Here is a 24,347-nt window from a genome sequence, read left to right on the forward strand (position 1 = left end):
CGCATGTCCGCTGATTTCTACGACCCCAACAAGAACACGCCGGGCGGCACTCCGGCGGGCGGTCCGCCGAACGGTCCGGCCACCCCGGTGCCGCCCGTCCCCGGGCAGTCGGGCGGCCCCGACCCGGCCGCCGGACCGGAGCCCGCGGCCCGGCGGTGGTCCCCGACCGTGGTTGGACCGTTCCAGGCGCCTCCCGTCCAGCCGCCCCCGCTGCCGTCCGGACCCCCGGTCCAGGACGAGAGCCTCGCCCCCCTGCGCATCCCCACCGCTCCCCAGGGCGAGGACGCGGCGCCGGACCGGATGCGCATCGGCTTGTGGGGCGCGCCGAGGTCGGGCAAGACGACCTATCTGGCCGCGCTGCCCATCGCCGCCCTGCAGTTCCAGCGGCACGGGCGGGGCAACTGGGTGATGAGCGGCATGACGCCCGACGCCGGCAGGTTCCTGAGCGACAGCGTGCACTCCCTGGCCAGCGAGCGCGTCTTCCCGCAGGCCACGACGGACCTCAACACGATGAGCTGGGCGTTCCAGGGCGAGGAGCCCGGATCGGGACTGATGCGCCGCTCCCGTGAACCCAGCTTCGTCCTGGAGACCCTGGACGCACCGGGGGAGTCCTACCAGCCGGGCCACCCCTACCACGAACGGGTCCTCGACCAACTCACCAAGTCCCAGGGGCTGATCTACCTCTTCGACCCGCTCGGCGACGCCGAGAAGGACAACGAGAGCCTGAAGTTCTTCTACTCGACCCTGAGTGAACTGAGCACCCGGGTACGGGACAGCGGCGGACAGCACCGGGGCAGACTGCCGCACCATGTGTCGGTCTGCGTCGCCAAGTTCGACCACCCGGACGTGTTCCGGCCCTCCGTGGAAGCCGGCTGGGTCACCCAGGACTCCGTCGGCTCGCAACTGCCCCGGGTCCCCGCCGAACAGAGCCAGGGCTACTTCCAGTGGCTGTGCGACGAGTTCCGCGGCGCCACGGCACGACTCGTGCGCGACGGACTCGCGAACTTCTTCCACCCCGACCGCATCAGCTACTACGCGACGTCCGCGATCGGGTTCCGGCTGAACCCGCAGCACATCTTCGACTACCGCAACTACGCCAACGTCGACACCCTCGGCGGACAGCCCCGGATCTGCACCTCGCCCGTGCCGATCAACGTCCTGGAGCCACTGACCGACATGGAACGCAGGATCCGTACCGACCGCGGCGGACGCCGGGGGAGGCGACGGTGAGCGACGCGTCCGGCGCCGTACGGCTCGACGCCCACTGGTCGGTCCTCGGCAAGCACGCGGGACGGCACATGGGATACCAGGTGCTGGACGGAAGCCTGCCCAAGTCCCGGGCCGAGCAGTACCTCTGGGCCGCCGCCGCCACCGGCGTCCCCGACAAACGCAACCCCGCCGACGGTCTGCCCTGGCGGGTGTTCCTGGGGGCCGTGCACAACGACGGCAGCCCCGTCTGTGCCGCCGTCCGCACCACCTGGGACGGCAGCACGGACGGCACCGGCGCCCCCAGCTACGCCTGGCGGCTCCTGCTGCTGGACTGGGCGCGGGCCGGTGCCGCCGGACTGACCTGGTCGGCGCTCGACCATGCGGAGGCCGACGCGCAACCGCCCGAGGGCGCCCCCGTCTCGCTCACGATCCGTCCGACGCAGGCCCTCGAACTCGCCACCACGGTCGACCGGTTGGGCTTCGAGTGGGCCGCCCGGGTCGCCGCGCTGCTGCTCGACCGGCAGCGCGTGGCCCTCACCGCGTCGGCCGGTGCCGCGCTCCCCGACGGCGCGGAACGCGTGCTCATCCTCGACGCCGTCTGTTCCCTCCTGCCGTACGGCTGCCGCTCCTGGCTCAGCGCGGCGACCTGGTCCGGCGGTGGTGAGCACGACATCACGCTCGCCTTCGCGTCCGCGGCCCGCACCGGACAGGCCGAGGTGTGGCTGGGGGCGGGCAGCCCGCCCGAACCACGCGGTGAGGTGGCCCGCACCTATCTCGGCGAACTGCTGAGACTGAGCGCCAAACAGCGGTCGACCACCGAACTGGTCGAGCATCTGCTGCGCGCCACGGTGCCGCTGTCGGCGCACGACTCCCGGGAGGCGCTGCGGATCCTGCGCGAGATCGACCTCCTCGACTCGGTCGTCGCGGACCTCCGCCAAGGACGCGGCGAACTCGCCGAAGTACAAAGGGTGTTGGAGCTGTACCCGGTGCAGGGGCTGAGCGAGGAGGCGCTCCGGCTGATCCTGTCCTTCCTGGCCGGGCACGCGTCCCGCGCCCGCGGCGGCACCGCCGAGACACTCCTGCACCAGTACTGGAGTCCCCTGACGCCGAGGCTGCTGGCCGAGGCCGTCCTGCTGGCCGGCGCGACCCAGGGGTCCTTCCAGCAGGCGGAGGACTTCCTGAGTCTGATGGACACGGTGGAGACCCGGGCTCCGGGCGCGTTCGACGCCCTGTTCACCTCCCTGGTGGAGGGGACACGGGATCACGGCTGGACCGGAAACCTGGTCTACATGGCGGAGCAGCGGTTCGGCCGTTGGTCGGAATCGGCCGACGCCCTGCTCCTGCGTTCCCGTGAGGCCGGACGCGCCTGGCTGCGCATGTTCCTCAGGGACAGCACCCGCGACCCGGCCCGGCTGCGCCGACTGGTGACGCGGGCAGTGGGGGAGCCCGGTTCGGGGGCGGCCGGATGGCTGCGGTTCGCCGCGGTCCTCGTCGGCGGCGGTCCCCTCGAACAGGCCACACCCGCGGACGCCGCCGAGTTCCTCGAAGCAGCCGACGGCGCCTGGAGGACCGTGCTGGACATGGCCGCCACCGAGCGCACGCCGGAGGTCGTCGCCCTGATCTGGCCCACGCTGCGACTCGTCTCCCGCGACCGGGAGGGCCGGTCGACGCTGCTGTCCGGACTCGACCGGCTCGCCCCGGCCGGAGGCGTCGGCCTCGAACCGCACCTCGCCGCGGACGTCGACCTGCTGTACGCCGTGATCGCCGACGAGGCCGGCGGAGGCCGCGCCCCCGTGTCCCTGCCGAGCCTGCGCCGGACCTCGGACCCCGCCACCCGGGAGGCCTACGCCGCAGCGCTGATCGGACGCGTCGAACCGGACGACCGGCTGGCCGCGCTCGCGGTCGAGGCGCTCCTCGGCGAGGCACCGGACCAGAGTTCATGGCAGGTGCTCGGCCGGCTCAGGGCGGAGCGGGCCAGCGCGACCTCCTATGTGTGCAACTCCCTCGACCGACGGCTCACGGACGATCACCGCCGATGGCTCGAACTCGACCTGCCCGCCGACCTGGTGACGGAGCTGAGCCACCGCCCGCACCTCGGCTGGCTCCGTGCCGTGTGCGACTTCCGCGGGGCCGCACGGAAGGAGGCACCGGGCTACGAGGAGATGGGCCGGGCCATCGTCGGCGGTTCCGTGGGCGGCAGGTTCTCCCCGCAACTGCTGGACGAGATCACGGACTACATGCTGGCGTCCACGTCGATGGACGCGTACTGCCTCAGGAAGGCCGTGCGCGAGGCACCGGACGGTCTGCGCCGCGACCTGTACGCGGCCATCTCCCAGACCGAGGGAGGCACGATGCTCCGCACGGGCCTGGCCAACTTCAGCCACGACGAGATGATCAGCCATCAGGAGGCCGTGGCCGCACTGGGCTACCCCTATGCGAATCCGGTGCCCGCACAGCCCCCCGCCCTGGCCCGCGACATGTCGGCTCCGCCGCCGCGGCCCCCCGGCCCACCGCATCACCGGCAGGCGGGCTTCTGGCAGCGGCTCCGCCCGCGCCGCCCCATCTGGTGGAACGGCTGGCGATGACGACCATGACCCCGACCGCCATCGCCGTCGACCCCGGCGCCCGCCACACCCGCATCGCCCACCTCGCCGCGGACGGCACCCCGACCCTGGCAGACCTGCCCGGCACGGTGCCGGGCGAGGGACTGCCCACCGCCGCCGGCGCGGGCGGCCATCACGGCGCCGCGCTCCGGTCGGCGTACACCGTCTACCGCGAGCGCTACGGCACGCCCGAGCAGGTGGTCGTGGTCGTCCCGCAGCACGACCGCGCCGAACACGCCCGCCGGGCCACGGACGTCCTGACCGCCCTGCACGGCACCGACCCGCTGCCCCGGCTGCGCGCACTGGGCACCCCGCACGCCGTCCTGGCGCTGCTGCGGCACGCAGGAACGGCGACCGGCACCCGGTACACGGTGTGCGACCTGGGAGCCACCGCCGCCGAGGTGTCCGGGTGCGCCCTGGCCCCGGGCACCGTGGCCGTGACCGGTTCCGCACGGCACGCGCCCGCGGACGGTTTCGGCGCCGGACTCGACCGGGCGCTGCTCACCGCCGTAGGGCTGCCGGACGACGAGGACGGGTGGGTGGCGCTCGCGGCGGCCCGGGCCGAGGACGGGGCCGCCCGGCGGCTCGACCTCGCCCTCGAACAGAGCGCACGGCATCCCGGGCGCTACGACGGGATCATGGTCCACCGGGTGGGCGGCCGGGACCTTGGGGTGGGCGCCGTACGGCAGGCGCTGGAACGGCTCACCACCGGACTGGACTCCGTCCTCGACACACGGCCCGGGACACCGGTCGTCACCGTCGGCGGAGGAGCCCGATTCGCGCCGCTCGTACGGCATGTGACGAACCGTCAGGGAACGCCGGTCGAGCTTCCGGAGGGGACGGACCCCGCGCTCGCCGCCGCGTTCGGCGCGGCGCTGGTCGCCGCGGGGCGGATCGATCCCGCCGACCGGTATCCGTACGCCGTGCTCGTGGACACGCACCGGACGGCCGGCGGCGCGCCCCGGGCGGAGGAACTGCTGATCTGCCCGGCCGGGGCGCTGGAGCCGGGCGGCGCGACCGTCTTCGCGCAGAGCGAGGGGCGGCCCGTCCGGATCAGGACCAGGCCGGTCGGCGCGTCCGCCGTCCGACCCGTCCACGTGCACGTCCGCGCCGCGCGGGACGGGCGGCCGGTCCCGGTCGGCACCCTGAGGATCCCCGCCGCGGAGGGGGCGCGCTTCCACGTCGGCGTCCGCCTCGCCGTGGACGGTGAGGCCCTCCTCGTACTGCACCCACTGGGTTCCGGAACCCCCTGGGAATACCCGCTCGGCGCCCTGCCGACCGACATCGAGGGAGCTCGATCGTGATGTCATCCGCCAGAGGGCCGTCCCACGCGCCCCAGCGGCCCGCCGCCGCACGCACCCGGTGGTTCGCCGCCCGCGCCGCAGCCGCGGCCGTCGCACTCATCGCCCTCGTGCCGTTCACCGCGCCCGCGGCGAGCGCCGACACAGGACCCTCCCGCGCCCGGATCTACCAGGATCTCGGCTTGAACGACCAGCCGGCCGACTACGTCGTGCTGGTGGACACCTCCGGGTCGATGGCGAACGACGGCAAGTACGACACCGTCCGCTCCACCCTGCGCCCGTTCCTGGACGGCCTGTCCGCCAAGGACCATGTCGCGCTGTTCACCTTCGACTCCCGCCCCGAGCCGCGCTACATCGGCTCGGCCGGCGACACCGACGCGATCATGTCCAAACTGCCCGAGTCCCCCGACCCCGAGGGAGAGACGGACATCGGGGCGGCCCTGAACAGCGCGCTCGGCGAACTCGAGCGGTCCGACGCCGCCGAGATCGCCTCCGTCGTGCTGCTCACCGACGGGGTGCACCATCCGCCCGCGGGCTCCGCCTACCCCAAGTCCACCGGCCTCGCCTGGACCGCCCTGCACCGACGGGCCCAGGCCGTCGCCGACCACACCGAACTCGCGGGCTACGCCCTGCCGTTGGGCAGCGGCGCGACCGGAGCCGACCTCCTCGGGGACGTCGTCGACCACACCACCGTGCTGCGCCCGGACAGCATCCAGGACCTGAGCGGCTACCTGGAACGGGCCGGTGACGGCACCCGGGCCCGCAAGGCGCGGCTCCTGCTGGCGGACGACATCGGCAAGGGCATCACCGCCACCTGGTCCCCGAGCGGCCGCCAGGACCTCACCGAAGGTTCGGTCGCCGCGACCGTCACACTCCGCTCGACGACCCGTCATGTCCCGCTGACCGTACGCGACTTGAGCGTGTCGGTGGCAGGCCAGCCGCTGCGGGTCACCGGAGTGCCGACCACGGTGACCCTGGAACCGGGCCACTCCAGGTCCCTTCCGGTACGACTGCGCGGCGCGCTGTCCGCCGGTCCGGTGCCGTACCGCCGCACCAAGGACGTGGACGCCCCGCTGAGGGTGTCCGGCCAGGTCACCTCGGACTGGCAGCGGGCCCTGGCACCGGACGTCCATCTGAAGGTGCCGGGTGAGGTCCGGGTCACCGGAGCCGCACTGCCGCTGCGGGCCACCGTGGGTTCCGCGGTGCTGCTGCCCGCCGTCGGCGCCGCCCTCGTGGCCCTGCTGCTGATCCTCTGGCTGGCCTGGCGGCGCACCCACCGCCCCCGGCTGCGGGGCGAATTGCTGCTGGAGTCGGTGTTCGGAGGGCAACTGCCCGACCGGATCGCCCTGTCCGGGCGCCGGGTCGCGCTGCACCCGCGGATCATCGGCGGCCAGGGATCGGTGCGCGGACGACGCCGGGCGACCGAACACGGCCCGCAGGTGGACCTGCTCATCCGCTACACACCGGACGGCAGTACGAACCGGCAGAGCGGGGCGACCTGCGTACCCGGCCGCCAAGTCGTCGTCAACGGCGTGTCCTTCACCTATCTGCCCGAACAGCGGGCGGGCAGCCCCGTTCCCGCCGACGGACGGCCGCGGTGAACGGCCCGCCGCTCAACATCGCGGCCTCCCACGTCGGTACCCGGGCTCTCGGGCCCGGTGTGCGGTCCGTTGTGTGGGTGCAGGGCTGTCCGTTCCACTGCGCCGGCTGCGTCTCCCCGGGCTGGATCCCCGACCGCCCCGCCCGCCAGGTCCAACCCGCCGAGCTGGCCGCCGAGTTGCTCGCCGACCCTCGGGTGAGCGGCCTCACCCTCTCCGGCGGGGAGCCGATGGGGCAGGCCGCCGGACTCGCCGAACTGGTCCGCGCCGCCCGCGAGATCAGGGACGTCTCCATCATCTGCTTCACCGGACACCGCCTGGAACGGCTGCGCACCAGGCCCCCGGGGCCAGGGGTGCCAGCCCTGCTCGCCGCGGTCGACGTCCTCATCGACGGCCTGTACGTGGCCGCGCTGAACGACGGCCGCGGCCTGCGCGGCAGCTCCAACCAGCGTGTCCACCACCTCACTTCACGACTGGCGGACCGCGGCCACGACTTCGATCACGGCCCCCGCACTGCCGAGATCGCCGTCAGCGGACCGGAGGCCCTGCTCATCGGGGTGCCGCCGAACGGCCTGCTGAACGCGTTCGACACGGCGGTCGACGCCGTCCGCGCCCGTACGTCCCCAGGAAGGGAACACCACCATGAGCGGTAGGAAGCGCATCCAGGTCGACGAGTCGGAGTGGTACCGCATCCAGCGCAAGGCGCAGCAGCTCAAAGAGGTGCAGCGCAACCTCCCCCGGCTCATCGACGACGTCCGCGCACAGACCCGGGCGGACATCGACCGGACCTTCGCCGGGGTGCAGGAGCGGCAGCGCCGGCACGAGGAGGCGGTCCGCGCACTCAGCGACCAGACCCGGCAGTTGGAGGCCGACACCACGCGCAGGCTTCAGCAGCAGACGGCGGAGCTGCACCGGACCCTCGACGAGACCGCGGGCCGCATCCAGGCGGACACCCGACGGGAACTGGCCCGCCAGCAGGAGGAGACCCGGCAGGCGATCGCCGGCGAGCGGGCGGAACGGCGTGCCGAGATGGCCGTGCTGGCCCAGGAGATCAACGTCATGAAGGCGGACCGGGCGCACGCCGAGAAGATGGTGCGGGCCTGGCTCGGGGACGCCAGGACGATGGCCGGCCTGATCGCCGACACGCTGCCGCACGAGCGGTACGCGCCCGGCGAACTGGCCCGGCTCACCGGGCGGTTCGCCACCGCCGAGAACAACATCGTGCAAGGGCAATTCGAGGCCGCGCTCGCCGTCGTCCAGGAGACCTTCCACTCACTGAGCGACCTGCGGGTCGACGTCACCCAGCGCGAACTGGAGCGCTGTTCCGCCCAGGCCGAGGCGGTCGAGGCCCTGGTCCGGGTGGAGAAACTGATCGTGGGCAACGAGGAACGGTCCGTCATCGGACCCGACGGCGAGGCTCTGCCCGGCTACCGGCTGGACGTCGTGTACTGGTCGGACGGCGAACTGGACACACTGCGCCAGGAGACCGCCCAGGCCCTGACCCGGGCCCGCGACGACGGGACGGACACCGACGCCCTGCACGGTCTGCGCGACCAGGAGGCGACCCGGCTCGAACAGGATCTCGGCGACACCGTGGAACGGGCGGGCATGCGCCACCTGTCCTCGCAGATCCGGGTCAACCTGGCCGACGCGGTGGCCCAGACCCTCAGCGCGCACGCCTACTACGACCTGGTGGACGGCGAGTACGAGAACGACGAACGGGGTTCCTACTTCGCGAAGCTCCGCAACGAGGCGAACGGCAACGAGATCGTGGTGGACGTCTCGCAGGCCGACCGGGACTCGGACCAGTGCGTCATCAGGGTGCTCTCCTACGACCACGACACCACGGCCGAGGCCGACCTGATGGACCGCGCCCGGATGATCCAGCAGGCACTGGTGGAGGACGGCCTGCGGGCCTCGGCGCCGGAGACCGAGCCCGGCGTGCCCGACCCCGCCCACCGCCCGACCCTGCCCGAGGGCGGCCCCGGGTCCGCTCCGTTGCCCACCGAGCAGCGCCGGCGGGAGACGGAAGCAGAGTGACCGCATCACCGGCCGGCCCGCCGTCCACGCCGGGGCCGTCGACGGAGCGGCTGGATCCGGCCGCCCTGCGCGGCGGCGAACCCTTCACCGTCGTCTACGGCCCGGGTGTGGGCGACCAGTTCGTCGACCACGCCTACCAGGTGTGCGTCTTCGAGGAGGCGCTGTGGCGGCTGCTGCGGGCCGAGGGTTTCGAGCGGATCGTCTTCAGCTCGCTGGACCATCCGGTCTACTTCCGTGACCAGGCCTCCCGCGACCTCTCCCGGCGCAGGGCCGTCCCGGCCGCCCGGACCTGCCCCGCGGAGCCGCGCGCCATGCGGCACGCGCAGCTCAAGGGCCCGCTCGGCGGACTGCTGGTGCGGGACTTCGCCCCGCGCGCCGCCGCAGCGCCGGACGACACCGGCGGGGCGGCGCCGGGACGTCCTCCGGCACCGTCGACCGGTACCTCCGACGTGTTCGGTGTCACGACCCTGACCGGCTATCTCCACCAGACCGCGCACCGAACCGCCGTGGTGTTCTCGCACGCTGAGGAGACCCTGCAACACATCAGGGCGCCACGGCAGTTGGCGGGCGCCATGGAGCGGTGGGCGCATGATCCCAACGCGCGCAACCTGTGGGTCCTCGTCTTCCGCAGGACCGGTCTGGACGAGGTGGAGGAGTTTCTGCGCAGACGCGGGGACTTCCCGCACCTGGAGACCTTCGTGAATGCCCAGAGTGCCGCGCCGGGAGGCGGCGCCACCTTCCGGATCGGGCACCCTCAGGCCGCCGAACTGGAACGGCTCGTCCACCATGTACGGCTGCGCCAGGGGCTGCGCATCGCCGACTGGCGGGAGTTCGACCCCATCGTCAGGGCCATGGCCGGGCAGCCCGTCAAGGCGCGCACCTGGCACACCCGGCTCGGTCAACTGGCGGCGAGGAACGGCTCGTTGGGGCGGGACTCGGTACGCCAGTGGCTCGGCGCGGTGAGCGACGACGTGCGCACACCCTGGGAGAGACTGGAGGCCATGCCCGGCCTCGACTCGCTCAAGCGGCACTTCGAGCAACTGCGGGCCGAGGCGGAGGCCGCCGAGGAACTGCTGGCCGCGGGGCGGGTCACCGCCGCGGAACCGCCCGCCCTGCACCTGGTGTTCACCGGCAACCCGGGCACGGGCAAGACCACGGTGGCGCGGCTCGTCGCCGAGATGTACCGCGACCTGGGACTGCTCGACCGCGGTCATGTCGTCGAGGCGCAGATGAGCGACCTCGTCGGCGGATACGTGGGCCAGACCGCGCCGTTGACCAACCGGACGATCGACCGGGCCCTGGACGGTGTGCTGTTCATCGACGAGGCCTATGGACTCAGCGACCAGCGGGGCGGGTTCGGCGGCGAGGCCATCCAGACCCTGCTCAAGCGGATGGAGGACGACCGGGGCCGACTGGTCGTGATCGTCGCCGGATACCCGGAGAAGATGAAGGAGTTCCTCAAGTCCAACGAGGGCCTGGCGAGCCGGTTCCCGCAGGACAACATCCTCGACTTCCCCGACTACGCCCCCGACGTCCTGCACGCGATCCTCCAACTCCGCCTGGCCGAACGGGGGGTAAGGCCGACCGAGAAGGCGGTCGGGCAACTGGAGGCGATCGTCGGGGAGTTGTACCGCACCAGGGGCGCGGACTTCGCCAACGCCCGCGACATGCGCACCCTCGGTGACGCCATCGTCAAGCGCTGGTCCGGCCGCAACCGCCGCAACATCGCCGAACCGGTCGGCCCCGAGGACATCCCCGAGGCCTACCGCGCCTATCTGCCCCGGCCCGCGCCCGACCCTGCCGACCTGCTCGCCGAACTCGACGACTACGTCGGACTGGGGCCGGTCCGCGAGGTCCTGGAGAACCTGGCCAACCGGCTGCGGATGCGGCAGGCTCGCAACAAGGGCACACCCGCTCCGCCGCATCTGCTGTTCACCGGGCCACCCGGCACCGGCAAGACCACGGTGGCACGGCTGATCGGGAGGCTGTTCCACGAACTCGGCCTGCTGCGCAAGGGACATGTCGTCGAGGTGACCCGCAGCGATCTGGTCGCCGGGTTCGTGGGACAGACCGGGCCGCTGGTGCGCGACGCCGTGCAGAAGGCGCTGGACGGCGTCCTCTTCATCGACGAGGCCTACAGCCTGGTCCGGGACACCGGTGGACACGGCGGGTTCGGTGCCGAGGCCATCGACACACTGATCCGTGAGATGGAGCATCTGCGCGGCCGCCTCGTGGTCGTCGCCGCGGGCTATCCCCAGGACATGGACGCCCTGCTGGACTTCAACCCGGGCATGCGGTCACGCTTCACACAGCGGGTGCCGTTCCCGGAGTACGGGTCGCGGGACCTGGTGGAGATCCTGCGCCGGATGGCCGCCGCCGAGGACTGCACCCTGGGCGAGGGCGTCCCCGAACGGGCCGCGCGCTGGCTGCGGGAGACCAGAAACGCCGATCCGACCGCCTTCGGCAACGCCCGCACGGTACGCGGCCTGCTGGAGACGATGGAAGGGCGCATGGCAGCCCGATTCGCCCTGGGCCCCACCGAATCCGTCTACCTGCCACAGGACGTACCGGACCCACCCGACCCACCGGGTGCACCGGTCCGGCGCCGGTAGACGGGTGTCACCGGCAGGTCCACCGGACCTGCCGGCTGACACCCCCGGCGGGCGGGGCGTGGCCCCTCCGGCTCACCGGGGTCACCGCTCACGGGCTCGTACGGCCCACCATCGCGCGTCCGTCCGTGTTCCGTTCGGCGCGCTGGTCGAGTACCCGGCCCAGTGCCTCGTCCGCCTCGCGCAGCCGTCGCTCGATGGACTCGGTGGTGGCCGCCACCTCCGCCAGCGTGGCCGTCTCCGCGGCCGGGGAGGCAGGTGTGCCGGCGGGCCCGGCGGCTTCGCGCAGTGCGCGGGCCAGCTCACGATCGGCCTGCGCGTGTCGGGTCAGGGAGGCCAACTGGCCGCCGCGTTCCGTACGGATGCGCTCCAACCGGTCGTGACAGGCGGCGAGTTCCGCCGAACTCGCCCGGTACTCGCGCTCGGCGGCGGCCAGCGCGCTCTGTGCCGTCGCGGCCCGCTCCAGCGTCTGCCGGGTCTGCGGTGCCAGGACCGCCAACTGGTCCTCGGTGAGACGGACCAGCGCGTCACTGCTGGTCCGCAGGGCCTCGTCGACCCCGGCGTCCCGGCCGCGCAGCTCCACCAGCCGCTCCTGGATGACCTGTTGCTGGTTCCGCAGCCCGTCCAGCGCGACCACCAGCCGCTCCAGGCGCCGCAGTTCGTCCACCTGCCGGCGCAGCTCCTCGTGCTCGGCGAGCCGGGCCCGCAGGGCCTCCTCGGCGGCCGTCAGCTTCTCCAGCGTCTCGCGCTCGGCCCGTACCCTGTCGGCGGTCTCCGTCAGTCGCCGGGCCAACTCCGTTGTGCGGTCGGCGTTCTGCTCCCCGGGCCGGGCCGCCGCCAGCAGGCCGGGCAACGCGTCCGCCAGCTCACGACCTTCCTCCAGCGCCAGGTCCAGGGCGAAGAAGACCGCGAGGGCGTCCTGGCCCCTGGCCCCGCCGTCCAGCCCGCGCAACGCGGCGGTGGCCCAGCGGAACGCATGGCCCAGCACCTGCGGCGCGGCCGTCGGATCGGCCGCGTCGGAGCCGGCCAGCGCCTCCGCGAGCTCTCGTCTGCTGTCCTCCACGCTTCCCCCCGTCGTTGTTCCGGCCGATGTCCGCGTATCGCCCAAACCCCCACACGACCGGTACGGGCACCACTATCCTTCACGCACAACGTCCGGCGGTGACAGTTCGGGGGATTCATGGCCGAGTTGGTGCGTTTCCACGGCCCTGACGGGGCGTCACTCATCGTGGAGGTGGAGGACGACGACACGGGGCTGGAGCTGATCTCCCGGGACCCCACCGGTGTCGTACAGGCCGGCCGGCGGCTGGAGGACGCGTTGGCCGCGGTGCGCCCGGCCCTCCGGTCGGTCGTCGACTCCGTGCGGACGCTCGCGCCCGACGAGTACGAGGTCGAGTTCGGGATGAAGCTCAACGCCGAGTCCGGCGTGGTGATCGCCAAGTCATCCATAGAAGGGCACTTCAACGTCAAGATCCGCTGGTGCCGCGCCGACCGGGACCCGGCGGAGTGAAGCGGTGTCCGTCACCTGGGAACGCCCGCCCTGGCAGGTGAGTATCCGCCGCACTCGCGCCGACAACCCCGTCGGCGCCGGTCTGCTGGTCACCCCCCGCCATGTCCTGACGTGCGCACACGTCGTACGGCCGGGCACGGCGTCCAGTGTCCCCACCGAGCCCGTGTACGTCCAGTTCCAGTTCGCCGAGCGGCACGACCCGATCGCCGCCACCGTCGTCCCCGAGGGCTGGCACCCCGCCGGTGGTCACGACACCGGTGACATCGCCGTCCTCGAACTGGCCGAGCCAGCCCCTCCCGACGCCGGGCCCGCACCGCTGCGCACCACCGACCCCGGCACCTGGGACCACCGGTTCCGGGCGTACGGGTACCCCAAGGAGCACCCCCGTGACGGCGTGTACGCACGGGGCGAGATCATCGGTCAGGCCGGGACCGACCGGTTGCAGGTCCAGACGAGCCCGCACGCCGGCTGGGCGCTCGAACAGGGCTTCTCCGGCGCCCCGTTGTGGGACATGAACAGCCAGGGCGTCGTCGGGATCCTGGTCGCCCGCGACTCCGTCGCCAAGGTCGACCGGGGCACGGCCTACGCCATCCGCGTCGAGGCACTCGCCCGCTACTGGCCCCCGCTCGCCGCCCACGTACGGGACGCCACGACCGCGGAGACGCGCGACCGGCTGGAGAACCTGCTGTGGGTCCCGCTGACCGGGGAGGGCGAGATCCCCCGGGTTGACCGGGTGGATCCGTACGACATCGGTGTCTCCCGCTCCAAGTACAGCAACGGTCCGCACGAGGCACCCTACGTGGCCCGCCACCCCCAGGACGAGCAACTGGACGCGGCCCTCCTCGACGCCCGGTTCGTGGTGCTCGCGGGCCGCTCCAAGGCCGGCAAGTCCCGCACCCTGTACGAGGCGTTGCGGCGCACCCTGCCCGGCGCCCGGCTCATCGTGCCGCGGCCCGACCGGCCGGAGCAGCGCGTCCTGGACGACCTCAGCCGCCTCAACCTGCCGACCGGCCCCGACCGGAGCGTGCTCTGGCTGGACGACCTGCACCGCTATCTCCAGCCCGGCGGCCTCGACCTCCAGCTCCTCGACCGGCTCGCCCGCCAGCACCCCGCCGTCACGGTCGTCGCCACCATCCCGGCCAAGCAGCGGGCCGCGCTGACCGCCATGGAGAACGACGTCGGCCGAGTCTCCCGTACCGTCCTGGGCAAGGCGCACACCGTCGAACTGCCCTCGCGGCTCGCGGAGGCGGACGAGGCCATCGCCCAACAGCTCTATCCCGGCGAGGACTTCGCGGCCCGCGGCATCGGCGAACTGATGGTGGCCGCGCCCGCGCTGGAACAGCGCTTCGACGACGGCGCGGAGAGCTGCCCGGCCGGCTGGGCGCTGGTGAAGGCGGCCACGGACTGGTTGCGGATGGGCATGACGGAACCGGTCCCGGAGACCGCCCTGCGCGAACTCTTCGGCCCCTATCTCACCGCGCACCACCCGCAGTTCGACGTCGACGACGCGCTGTTCAGGGCCGGGCTGGCCTGGGCGAGGGAGCCGGTGGCCGGCGGCATCGCCCTGCTGCACCGGGCAGACGGCGACCTGCCCGGGTACGCGGGATCCCCCTATCTCTCCGAGTACCTGGACACCCGGTCCGACGACCCCTCCGCGGCGGTGCCGCCGCTCGCCTGGCAGTACCTCGCCGAACGGCAGCCGGGCGGCGAACTGCTGCGCACCGCGTACGTCGCGCTGCTGCGGGAGGAGTCCGAGGTCGCGGAGCGGATGTTCCAGCGGATCGCGGCCACCACCGGCGACCGGGACGGCGCCGCCTGGGCCTCGCTGATGCTCGGTGAAATACGCCTGTACCAGGGCGACTTCGACGCGGCGGCGAGCCTGCTGGACACGGCGGCCCGCTCGGGCGCCGAGGATGTCGTCCCACTGGCCCAACTCGACCTGGCCGGCGTCCTCATGGTGACCGGCGAGCGGGCGCGGGCCCGGGGACTGCTGGAGACCGCCGTCGCCTCCCGCGATCCGCAGGTGTCGCAGATGGCACAGGTCGGCCTCGCCCGCCTGCTGGCGGCACAGGGCGAGGCGGAGCGGGCGGAACGCCTGCTGGAAGCCGTACTGGCCACCGGGGACACGGAAGTGGCACCGCTCGCACAGACACAACTGGTCCGCGTCCTGACCGGCGACTCACCCAACGTACGTGCCGGCCGGGTCTCCGGCCGGGCCCACGGCAAGCCCGGTACGGGCGGCGGCACCGGCAGGGGCGGCTCGGCGGAACCGGTGGAGCAGCCGTGGGCGCTGTCCCGGGCCCTGGGCGAGTCGATCGCCGGGCAGATCACCGCCCTGGCCTCGGTGGGTCTCGGCGGCATCTACGCCCACCAGGGCCGGCTCGAACGGGCCGAGGAACTGCTCAAGTCGGCCGTGGAGAGCGGCGGTTACCACGCCGTACCGCAGGCTCGGTCGGGCCTGGGCGAGCTGTACCTCATGCAGGGCCGGTTCGCCGAGGCCCAGCAGATGTTCGAGGCCGTGCTGCGCTCCGGGCATCCGCTGCTCGCGCCGACCGCCCAGGTGGCCCTCGGCATCGCCCTGCTGCAACAGGGCGACCAGGAAGGGGCGTTGCCCCTGCTGCGCGAGGTGTCGGAGCAGGGCCATCCCGACCAGGCGCCGCGCGCGGCCTGCGTCCTCGGCGAGTGGTACACCGCGCTGGAGGACGGCCCGGCGGCCCGGGAGTGGCTGGAGCGGGCGGTCGACTCCGGGCACCCCGACTGGTCGCACACGGCCCGCGTCGACCTCGCGGTGGTGCTGGCCGTCGAGTCGGACGACCTGGACCCGGTACGGGACCTGCTGACGGAGGTGATGCGCTCCGGGCACCCCGAGCAGATGCCGCGCGCGGCCGATGTCCTCGGTGAACTCCTCGCCCTGGCCGGCCTGGCGGCGGAGGCCGAGGCGGCCTACCGCGCCGCGATCGACTCGGGCCACCGGGAGTGGACCTGCATCGCCCGGATCAACCTCGCTTCCCTGCTGGCGGCCGGCGACGGGGGGAGGGCCGGAGCGCGGGAACTGCTGACCGAGGTGATGGGGTCGGACCATCCCGACCAGGGGCCGCGGGCGGCCGACCTGCTGGGCGACCTCCTCGCCGCGGAGGGCAGGTTCGGGGAGGCCGAGGACGCCTACCGGGTCGCGATCGACTCGGGCCACGACGAGTGGTCGCTGATCGGCCGGATCGACCTGGCCCTGATGCTCGCCGACAACGAGCAGCAGTTCGCCCGCGCGGAGAGCCTGTTGCGGGTGGTCGCCGAATCCGCCAACGCCACGGCCGCGACCTGGGCGACCACCCTGCTCGGCATGGTCCATGTGCACGACGGACGGCGGGCCGAGGGCCTGCGTCACCTGCGGGAGGCCGGGCGCACCGGCGAGGCCCCGGTGGCACAGATGGCCCGCTTCCAACTGGCGAAGTTCCTCATCGAGGACGGTGAGAACGACGACGCCCGCGAACTCCTGCGGTCCGTGGTCGAGGACGATCGGACGGACGTCACCGAGGTCGCCCGCGCCTATCTGTGCGTCCTGCTGCTGGGCGAGGGCGACACGGACGCGGCCGAGGAACTGCTGCTGGGCGTGGAACGCTCGGGCGACCCCGAGGCGATCGCCGTCGCCTATCTCGGCATGGGCGAGTACCTGCTGGAGATCGGCGAACTCCAGACCGCAGGTGAGCTCCTCGAAGGCGCGCTGGGCGTGGGCGACCCCGAGACCGCGCCGAAGGCCGGCGCGCTGCTGGGCGTCGTACGCCGGTCCGGCAACGACTTCGACGAGGCCCGGCGACTGCTGTCCGACGCCCTGGCCACCGGGGATCCGGAGGTCGAGCCCCTCGCCCGGCGCTATCTCGGCAGCACCCTGTTCCGGATGGGGCTGCGGCGCGAGGCCGAGGAGATCCTGCTGCCGCTGGCCCGTTCCGAGGACACCGAACACCGCCCGCAAGCACTGCTTCTGCTGGCGCAGGTGCTGGTGACGGACAACCGGTCAGAGGAGGCGTACCCCTGGTTCGAGGAGGCCCTCGCCTGCGGCGACGCGGAGACCGAGTCCGCGGCCCGCTACGACTTCGCCGCGCTGCTGGTCGAGATGGGACAGCGGGAGCGCGCCCAGGAGGTGTGGGTGCCGGAGGTGTCCGAGGCGGACGGTCCGGAAGGGATCGAACCCGGGCCCGCTACGGCCCCGGAGGCCCCGCCCGCCGCGTCCGGACCGCCGCGCCCCGCACCCCACCCGCTGCCGGTTACGGTGCTGACCCTGCTCGGCGACGTGGCCTCCGCCGAGGGCGACGAGGCCGAGGCCCGCTACTGGTACGGCCTCGCCCGGGCCGGGGCGGGAGACACGTCATGAAGCGGGCAGGGGATGACAGCGGGGGTCAGGGCCTGACCAGCAACTGGAAGTCGAACGCGTAGCGCGACGCCCGGTAGATGTGCGTCCCGTACTCGACCGCCCGCCCCGTGTCGTCGTACGCCGTGCGCTGCATCGTGAGCAGTGCCGCGCTCTCCTTCTCGTCGAGGCGGGCCGCCTCCTCGGGGGTGGCGGAGCGGGCGCCTATCGTCTGGCGGGCGCTGTGCAGGGTGATGCCGGCGGTGCGCAGCATCCGGTACAGGCCCGTCGACTCCAGCTTGGCGGTGTCGAGGGGGAGCAGGTTCGCCGGGAGGTAGTTGCAGAGGAACGCCACCGGCTGGCCGTGCGTGGAGCGCAGCCGTTCCAGGAGCGTCACCTCGCTGCCCTCCGGGACGCCGAGGGCGGCCGCGACATCCGCGGTCGCGGGCACGCCCTCGTTGCGCAGCACCAGCGTGGTCGGGCCCTGCCCGGCCGACTCCAGGTCGTCGTAGAGGCTGCTGAGTTCCAGCGGTCGCTTGACCTGGCTGTGCACCACCTGCGTGCCGACCCCCCGCCGCCGGACCAACAGCCCCTTGTCGACCAGGGATTGGATGGCCTGGCGGACGGTGGGGCGGGACAGACCCAGGCGGACCGACAGGTCGATCTCGTTGCCCAGGAGGTTGCCCGGGGCGAGGGTCCCGTGCTCGATCGCCGACTCCAACTGCTGCGCGAGCTGGTAGTACAGCGGCACCGGACTGTTGCGGTCCAGGGCGAAATGCAGGGCATCGAGCGGGGACCCGGCCACGGCGCGCGAGTAGCCACCGGTCTTCGCCACAGGGGCACCTCCTCACGGATCGTGACGGACTGTCAGGTGTTGCTGGGGAAACCGAGGTTGATGCCCCCGTCGGCCGGGTCCGGCCAGCGGGTGGTGATGACCTTGCCCTGCGTGTAGAAGGCGACGCCGTCGTTGCCGTAGACGTGGAGGTCCCCGAAGAGGGAGTCCTTCCAGCCGCCGAAGGAGTGGTAGCCGACGGGCACCGGGATCGGCACGTTCACGCCGACCATGCCCGCCTTGACCTCCATCTGGAAGCGGCGGGCGGCGCCGCCGTCCCGGGTGAAGATCGCGGTGCCGTTGCCCCAACGGGAGCTGTTGATCAGGGTGATGGCCTCGTCGTAGGACTCGGCGCGGACGACGACCAGGACCGGGCCGAAGATCTCGTCCTTGTACGCGTCCGCCGTCAGCGGCACCTTGTCGAGCAGGGAGACGCCGAGGAAGAAGCCGTCCTCGTGGCCCTCGACCGAGAAGCCGGTGCCGTCGACGACGACCTCCGCGCCCTGGGCCGCGGCCGAGGCGACGTACGAGGCGACCTTGTCGCGGTGCTCGCGGGTGATGAGCGGGCCCATTTCGGACGCCGGGTCGTTGCCGGGGCCGATGCGCAACTTGCCTGCGCGCTCTGCGATCTTGCCGACCAGCTCGTCGCCGGTGTCGCCGACCGCGACCACGACGGAGACGGCCATGCAGCGCTCGCCGGCCGAGCCGTAGGCCGCGTTGATCGCCTGGTCGGCCGCGAAGTCCAGGTCCGCGTCCGGGAGGACCAGCATGTGGTTCTTGGCGCCGCCGAGAGCCTGCACGCGCTTGCCGTGCTCAACCGCCTTGAGCTGGATGTACTTCGCGATCGGCGTCGAGCCGACGAAGGACACGGCCTCGATGTCCGGGTGCTCCAGGATGCGGTCGACGGCGACCTTGTCGCCCTGCACGACGTTCAGCACGCCCTGCGGCAGGCCCGCCTCGGAGGCGAGTTCGGCCAGCCGGAAGGACGCCGACGGGTCCTTCTCGCTGGGCTTGAGGATGAAGGTGTTGCCGGTCGCGATGGCGAGGGGGAACATCCACATCGGCACCATGGCAGGGAAGTTGAAGGGCGTGATGCCCGCAACCACGCCCAGGGGCTGGCGAATCGAGGCCACGTCGACCCGGGTCGAGACCTGCGTCGAGAGCTCGCCCTTCAACTGCACGCTGATGCCGCAGGCGAGTTCGACGATCTCCATGCCGCGCGCGACCTCGCCGAGCGCGTCCGAGTGCACCTTGCCGTGCTCGGCGGTGATCAGCTCGGCGATCTCGTCGCGGTGCGCGTCCAGCAGCTCGCGGTACTTGAACAGGATCGCGGTGCGCTTGGCGAGCGAGGCGACGCCCCAGCTCTCGAACGCGGCCTTCGCGGAGGCGACGGCGGCGTCCACCTCGTCGACGGTCGCGAAGCCGACCTGCTTCTCCTGCGCGCCGGTCGCCGGGTTGTACACGGGACCGAAGCGGCCCGAGGTGCTCTCGACGGGCTTGCCGTCGATCCAGTGGGTGATCGTCTTCATGGTGCGAGTGCCTTTCGGGGGAGGGGAGTTCAGAGGTGGCGGCGACGGTCGGCGACCTGGCGGTCGTACTCCTCGCGGGCCTGTACGGCCGATGCGCGCGAGGCGGTCTCGGCGACCGGTACGTCCCACCAGGCCTCGGCCGGGGGAGCGGTCGGGGTGGCGGTGTCGGTCTCGACGTAGACGCAGGTCGGCCGGTCGGAGGCGCGGGCCGTGGCGAGCGCCTCGCGCAGTTCGCGGACCGTCTTTGCGCGCAGGACGTCCATGCCGAGGCTGGCCGCGTTGGCGGCGAGGTCGACCGGGAGCGGGGCGCCGGAGAAGGTGCCGTCGGCCGCCCGGTAGCGGTAGGCGGTGCCGAAGCGCTCGCCGCCGACCGATTCGGAGAGGCCGCCGATGGAGGCGTAGCCGTGGTTCTGGATCAGGACCAGGTTGACCGGCAGGCCCTCCTGGACCGCCGTGACGATCTCGGTCGGCATCATCAGGTAGGTGCCGTCGCCGACCAGCGACCAGACGGCGGTGTCGGGGGCGGCCTGCTGGACGCCGATGCCGGCCGGGATCTCGTAGCCCATGCAGGAGTAGCCGTACTCCAGGTGGTACTGGCGGGGGCTGCGGGCTCGCCAGAGCTTGTGCAGGTCGCCGGGGAGCGAACCCGCCGCGTTGATCACCACGTCGTCGTCGCCGACAACTGCGTCGAGGGCGCCGAGGAGTTGGGTCTGGGTCGGTACGGCGTTCTCGTCGGGGGCGGTGAACGCGGTGTCAACAACCTGCTCCCACCGCTCCTTGCCCGCGCGGTACTCGGCCTCGTAAACCGAGTTCACACGGTGATCGGCGAGTGCCTCCGTCAACGCCGTGAGCCCCGCCCTCGCGTCGCACACGAGGGTGCGGGCGGCCAGCTTGTGGGCGTCGAACGCGGTGATGTTGAGGTTGACGAAACGGACGGCCGGGTTCTGGAAGAGCGTGTTCGACGCCGTCGTGAAGTCCGTGTACCGGGTGCCGACGCCGATCACCAGATCCGCCGTGCGCGCGATGTCGTCGCTGACCGCCGTGCCGGTGTGGCCGATGCCGCCCAGGTCGGCCGGGTGGTCGTAGCGCAGCGAGCCCTTGCCCGCCTGGGTGGAGGCGACGGGGATGCCGGTGGCGTCCACCAGGGCCTTCAGCGCGTCCTCGGCCTGGCTGTGGTGGATACCGCCGCCCGCGACGATCACCGGGCGCTCGGCGGACCGGATCGCCGCGACGGCCTCCGTCAGCTCGAACGCGTCCGGCGCGGGACGCCGTACGTGCCACACGCGGTCGGCGAAGAACTCCTCCGGCCAGTCGTAGGCCTCGGCCTGAACGTCCTGCGGCAGAGCGAGAGTTACGGCTCCGGTCTCGACCGGGTCGGCCAGCACGCGCATCGCGTTCAGGGCGGCCGGGATCAGCGCCTCGGGGCGGGAGATCCGGTCGAAGTAGCGGGAGACCGGGCGCAGCGTGTCGTTGACCGAGAGGTCCGCCTCGACCGGGTGCTCCAACTGCTGGAGCAGCGGGTCGGCGGCACGGGTCGCGAAGTAGTCGCCGGGGAGGAGCAGGACCGGCAGACGGTTGATCGTGGCGAGCGCGGCACCCGTGACCAGGTTGGTGGCGCCCGGTCCGATCGAGGTCGTGACGGCCTGCGCGGAGAGGCGGTCGAGCTGGCGGGCGTAGCCGACTGCCGCATGAACCATGGCCTGTTCGTTGCGGCCCTGGTGGAACGGCATCGTGTCCTCGCCGGCCTCGAGGAGTGCCTGGCCGAGTCCGGCAACGTTGCCATGGCCGAAGATGCCCCAGGTGCCGGCGACCAGCCGGTGCCGTACGCCGTCGCGCTCGGTGTACTGGACCGACAGGAACTGCACCAGGGCCTGGGCGACGGTCAGGCGGCGGGTGGGGGTGGTCATCAGGACTTCTCCGGTGCCGTGTAGAGGGGGAGTCGGGGGTCGACGGGCTGCTCGGGCCACGTGCCGCGGACCCAGGCGTGATCGGGGTGGTCGCAGATCAGCCAGGAGCGGTCGTCCTCGGGACCCGCCATGACGTTGAGGTAGTACATGTGGTGGCCGGGCACCGCCATCGAGGGCCCGTGCCAGCCGTCCGGGATCAACACGACGTCTCCGCCCCGGACTTCGGCCAGGACGTCCGTGTTACGGCCCTGCCCGGACGGGGAGACCCGCTGGTAGCCGAGACCGGGGGTGCCCTCGTGGTCGGCGAACTCGAAGTAGTAGACCTCTTCGAGGACGGACTCCTCGCCGGGCCGGTGCTCGTCGTGCTTGTGCGGCGGGAAGGAGGACCAGTTCCCGCCGGGCGTGATCACCTCGACCGCGATGAGCTTGTCGCACTCGAAGACGCCGGCCGCGCCGAAGTTGTTGACCTGACGGCTGCTGTTGCCGGTGCCGCGCAGCTCCACCGGCACCGAGGAGGCCGGTCCGTAGCGGGCGGGCAGCCGGCGGCCGCAGCGGGCGCCGGTCAGCGCGAAGCGGCCGCCGCCGGCGGACGAGACCGTCGTACGGGAGTCCCGTGGCACGTACGCGAAGTCGCTCACGGAGGTGAACACGCTCTCGCGGCCGTGGAGTTCGAAGGTGTCGTGGCCGAAGTCGTCGGCGGCGGAGACCGTGCAGGCGCCGCTGAGCGGGAGGACGATCCACTCGCTGTCGTCGGTGTCGAAGGTGTGCGTGCCGCCCGGGGGCAGCTCCAGGACCCGCAGGCTGGAGTAGCCCCAGGCCGCCGACTCGGGGGTGACGTCCACGACGTAGGGGCCGCCGAGGGCCTTGCCCGCGGGAAGGTGGTACGCGCTCGTCATCGTGTGCCTCCGGTTCACAACAGACCCACGGCGGTGTCCACCGCCGCTTCCACGCCGCCGTCGGCGGGGTACAGCAGGGAGCGGCCCACGACCAGGCCCTGCACGGTGGGCAGGCGCAGCGCCTTGCGCCACTTCTCGTACGCGCCCTCCTGGTCGTCGCCGACCTCGCCGCCGAGCAGCACGGCCGGCAGCGTCGAGGTCTCCAGGACCTCGGCCATGTCGTCCGGGTCCTCGGTGACGGGCAGTTTCAGCCAGGTGTAGGCGGACGTGCCGCCCAGGCCCGAGGAGATCGCGATCGAGCGGGTCACGGCCTCCGCGGACAGGTCGTTGCGGACCTTGCCGTCGACCCGGCGGGAGATGAACGGCTCGACGAACAGGGGGAGTTGGCGCGCCGCCATGTCGTCGATGGCGCGGGCCGTGGACTCCAGGGTGGTCAGCGAGCCCGGGTCGGCGTAGTCGATGCGGAGCAGCAGCTTGCCCGCGTCGAAGCGGAGCCGGGCGATGTCCTCGGCGCGGTGGCCGGTGAACCGGTCGTCCATCTCGAACGCGGCGCCGGACAGGCCGCCGCGGTTCATCGAGCCCATCACGACCTTGCCCTCCAGGACCCCGAGCAGGAGCAGGTCCTCGAGTATGTCGGCGGTGGCGAGCACCCCGTCGACACCCGGCCGGGACAGCGCCACGCACAGGCGTTCCAGCAGGTCGGCGCGGTTCGCCATGGCCGTACGGCGGTCGCCGACGCCCAGGGCGCCGCGCGCGGGGTGGTCGGCGGCCACGATCATCAGGCGACCGCTGTCACCGAGCAGCGGGCGGCGGACCCGGCGGGCGGCCGCCTCGGCTATGGCTTCCGGATGCCGGGCTCTGACCGTGACCAGGTCGGGGATGCTGATGCTCAAGAGAAGCTCCGTTCAGGAAAGACTCGGGCGGTCACGGGGTCAGCCGCCCACGCGCGCGCCGGCGAGGAGGTCCTCGACCTCGGACTCGGTGGGCATCGCGGTGGAGCAGGCGAGACGGGAGGCGACGAGGGCGCCGGCCGCGTTGGCGAACCGCATGGACCGTTCCAGGTCCCAGCCGGCCAGCAGGCCGTGGCACAGCGAGCCGCCGAAGGCGTCGCCCGCGCCGAGGCCGTTGAGCACCTCGACCGGGACCGGCGGCACCTCGGCGGTCGTGCCGTCGCGGTGCACGGCCAGGACGCCCTTGGGGCCCTGCTTGACGACGGCCAGCTCCACGCCCGCGTCCAGCAGCGCCTCGGCGCAGGCGCGCGGCTCGCGGACGCCGGTGGCGACCTCGCACTCGTCGAGGTTGCCGACCGCGACAGTCGCGTGCCGCAGTGCCTCGGCGTAGTACGGGCGGGCCTCGTCCGGGTTCTGCCAGAACATGGGGCGCCAGTCCAGGTCGAAGACCGTGGTGCCCGCCTTGTCGCGCGCCTTGAGGGCGGCGAGCGTGGCGGAGCGGCTCGGCTCCTCGCTCAGACCGGTGCCGGTGATCCAGAAGACGCGGGCCTGGCGGATCGCGAAGTAGTCCAGCTCCTCGGTGCGGATCTCCAGGTCGGGCGCCTTGGGCTGCCGGTAGAAGTACAGCGGGAAGTCGTCCGGCGGGAAGATCTCGCAGAACGTGACCGGGGTCGGGTAGTCCGCGACGGGCGTGACCCAGCGGTCGTCCACCCCGAAGTCCTTGAGGGCCTCGTGCAGATACGTCCCGAAGGGGTCGTCGCCGGTGCGGGTGATCACCGCGGTGCTGCGGCCGAGCCGGGCGGCGGCGACCGCCACATTGCTGGCCGAGCCGCCGAGGAACTTGCCGAACGTCTCGACCTGGGCCAGGGGTACGCCAGACTGCAAGGGGTAGAGATCGACCCCGATCCGACCCATGGTGATCAGATCGAAGGACTGGGCTGACTCGGCCATGCGCGACACTCCTCTGAGCTGCTGGGGGTGGGCGGGTCCCAGGGGCCTGCCGCCTCCCAGGTGTAGGTCT

The 24,347-nt window shown here is 72.6% G+C and carries 16 protein-coding genes; 9 read left to right on the top strand and 7 right to left on the bottom strand.

The genetic code is table 11. The annotated features are described in order from the left end of the window. Positions 1–3: 3 nt before the first annotated feature. Genes OG223_RS45230 through OG223_RS45260 form a run of 7 tightly spaced genes read left to right on the top strand, consistent with a single transcriptional unit; the run spans position 4 to position 11,363 of the window. Complete coding sequence (locus OG223_RS45230; protein ID WP_329262346.1) at positions 4–1,230, top strand: hypothetical protein; 1,227 nt, start codon at positions 4–6, stop codon at positions 1,228–1,230. Then, complete coding sequence (locus tag OG223_RS45235; protein WP_329262349.1) at positions 1,227–3,794, top strand: hypothetical protein; 2,568 nt, start codon at positions 1,227–1,229, stop codon at positions 3,792–3,794. Before OG223_RS45230 ends, OG223_RS45235 begins: the two co-directional genes overlap by 4 nt. After that, positions 3,791–5,116 carry a hypothetical protein gene (locus tag OG223_RS45240; protein ID WP_329262352.1) on the top strand — a complete coding sequence of 442 codons (1,326 nt, stop codon included), beginning with the start codon at positions 3,791–3,793 and terminating at the stop codon, positions 5,114–5,116. The genes OG223_RS45235 and OG223_RS45240 overlap by 4 nt, the downstream gene beginning before the upstream one ends. Then, positions 5,116–6,714, top strand: a complete 1,599-nt coding sequence (locus OG223_RS45245; protein WP_329262354.1) for a vWA domain-containing protein — start codon at positions 5,116–5,118, stop codon at positions 6,712–6,714. The genes OG223_RS45240 and OG223_RS45245 overlap by 1 nt, the downstream gene beginning before the upstream one ends. Then, entirely contained in the window at positions 6,711–7,364 is a 654-nt protein-coding gene (locus OG223_RS45250; RefSeq protein WP_329262357.1) for a 4Fe-4S single cluster domain-containing protein, read from the top strand. Before OG223_RS45245 ends, OG223_RS45250 begins: the two co-directional genes overlap by 4 nt. Then, positions 7,354–8,751, top strand: a complete 1,398-nt coding sequence (locus OG223_RS45255; protein ID WP_329262360.1) for a hypothetical protein — start codon at positions 7,354–7,356, stop codon at positions 8,749–8,751. The genes OG223_RS45250 and OG223_RS45255 overlap by 11 nt, the downstream gene beginning before the upstream one ends. Further along, positions 8,748–11,363: an AAA family ATPase gene (locus OG223_RS45260; protein ID WP_329262363.1), complete on the top strand. Its 2,616-nt coding sequence runs from the start codon at positions 8,748–8,750 to the stop codon at positions 11,361–11,363. The genes OG223_RS45255 and OG223_RS45260 overlap by 4 nt, the downstream gene beginning before the upstream one ends. Before the next feature lie 88 nt (positions 11,364–11,451). On the opposite strand, the gene OG223_RS45265 is transcribed toward OG223_RS45260, so the two are convergent. Beyond that, positions 11,452–12,423, bottom strand: coding sequence for a hypothetical protein (locus OG223_RS45265; protein WP_329262365.1), 972 nt, complete (start codon positions 12,421–12,423; stop codon positions 11,452–11,454). Positions 12,424–12,540: 117 nt separating this feature from the next. Between OG223_RS45265 and OG223_RS45270 the strand changes: the two genes are divergently transcribed. Then, positions 12,541–12,870, top strand: a complete 330-nt coding sequence (locus OG223_RS45270; RefSeq protein ID WP_329262367.1) for a CU044_2847 family protein — start codon at positions 12,541–12,543, stop codon at positions 12,868–12,870. A 4-nt stretch (positions 12,871–12,874) separates the two neighbouring features. Continuing rightward, positions 12,875–17,236, top strand: a complete 4,362-nt coding sequence (locus tag OG223_RS45275) for a tetratricopeptide repeat protein (protein WP_329262370.1) — start codon at positions 12,875–12,877, stop codon at positions 17,234–17,236. A 25-nt stretch (positions 17,237–17,261) separates the two neighbouring features. Here OG223_RS45275 and OG223_RS45280 read toward each other — a convergent pair whose 3' ends face one another. Genes OG223_RS45280 through iolC form a run of 6 tightly spaced genes read right to left on the bottom strand, consistent with a single transcriptional unit; the run spans position 17,262 to position 24,277 of the window. Beyond that, on the bottom strand, positions 17,262–18,047 hold the full coding sequence (locus OG223_RS45280; RefSeq protein WP_329262372.1) for a GntR family transcriptional regulator: 786 nt from the start codon (positions 18,045–18,047) through the stop codon (positions 17,262–17,264). A 32-nt stretch (positions 18,048–18,079) separates the two neighbouring features. Then, positions 18,080–19,573: a CoA-acylating methylmalonate-semialdehyde dehydrogenase gene (locus tag OG223_RS45285; RefSeq protein WP_329262374.1), complete on the bottom strand. Its 1,494-nt coding sequence runs from the start codon at positions 19,571–19,573 to the stop codon at positions 18,080–18,082. Positions 19,574–19,602: 29 nt separating this feature from the next. Further along, positions 19,603–21,480, bottom strand: coding sequence for a 3D-(3,5/4)-trihydroxycyclohexane-1,2-dione acylhydrolase (decyclizing) (gene iolD / locus OG223_RS45290; RefSeq protein ID WP_329262376.1), 1,878 nt, complete (start codon positions 21,478–21,480; stop codon positions 19,603–19,605). Beyond that, entirely contained in the window at positions 21,480–22,376 is an 897-nt protein-coding gene (gene iolB, locus OG223_RS45295; RefSeq protein WP_329262379.1) for a 5-deoxy-glucuronate isomerase, read from the bottom strand. Before iolB ends, iolD begins: the two co-directional genes overlap by 1 nt. A 14-nt stretch (positions 22,377–22,390) precedes the next feature. Then, positions 22,391–23,269 carry a Cgl0159 family (beta/alpha)8-fold protein gene (locus OG223_RS45300; RefSeq protein ID WP_329262382.1) on the bottom strand — a complete coding sequence of 293 codons (879 nt, stop codon included), beginning with the start codon at positions 23,267–23,269 and terminating at the stop codon, positions 22,391–22,393. Between the two features lie 39 nt (positions 23,270–23,308). Then, positions 23,309–24,277, bottom strand: a complete 969-nt coding sequence (gene iolC, locus OG223_RS45305; protein ID WP_329262385.1) for a 5-dehydro-2-deoxygluconokinase — start codon at positions 24,275–24,277, stop codon at positions 23,309–23,311. Positions 24,278–24,347: the final 70 nt, after the last annotated feature.

Source organism: Streptomyces sp. NBC_01478, assembly GCF_036227225.1.
Classification (GTDB): Bacteria; Actinomycetota; Actinomycetes; order Streptomycetales; family Streptomycetaceae; genus Streptomyces.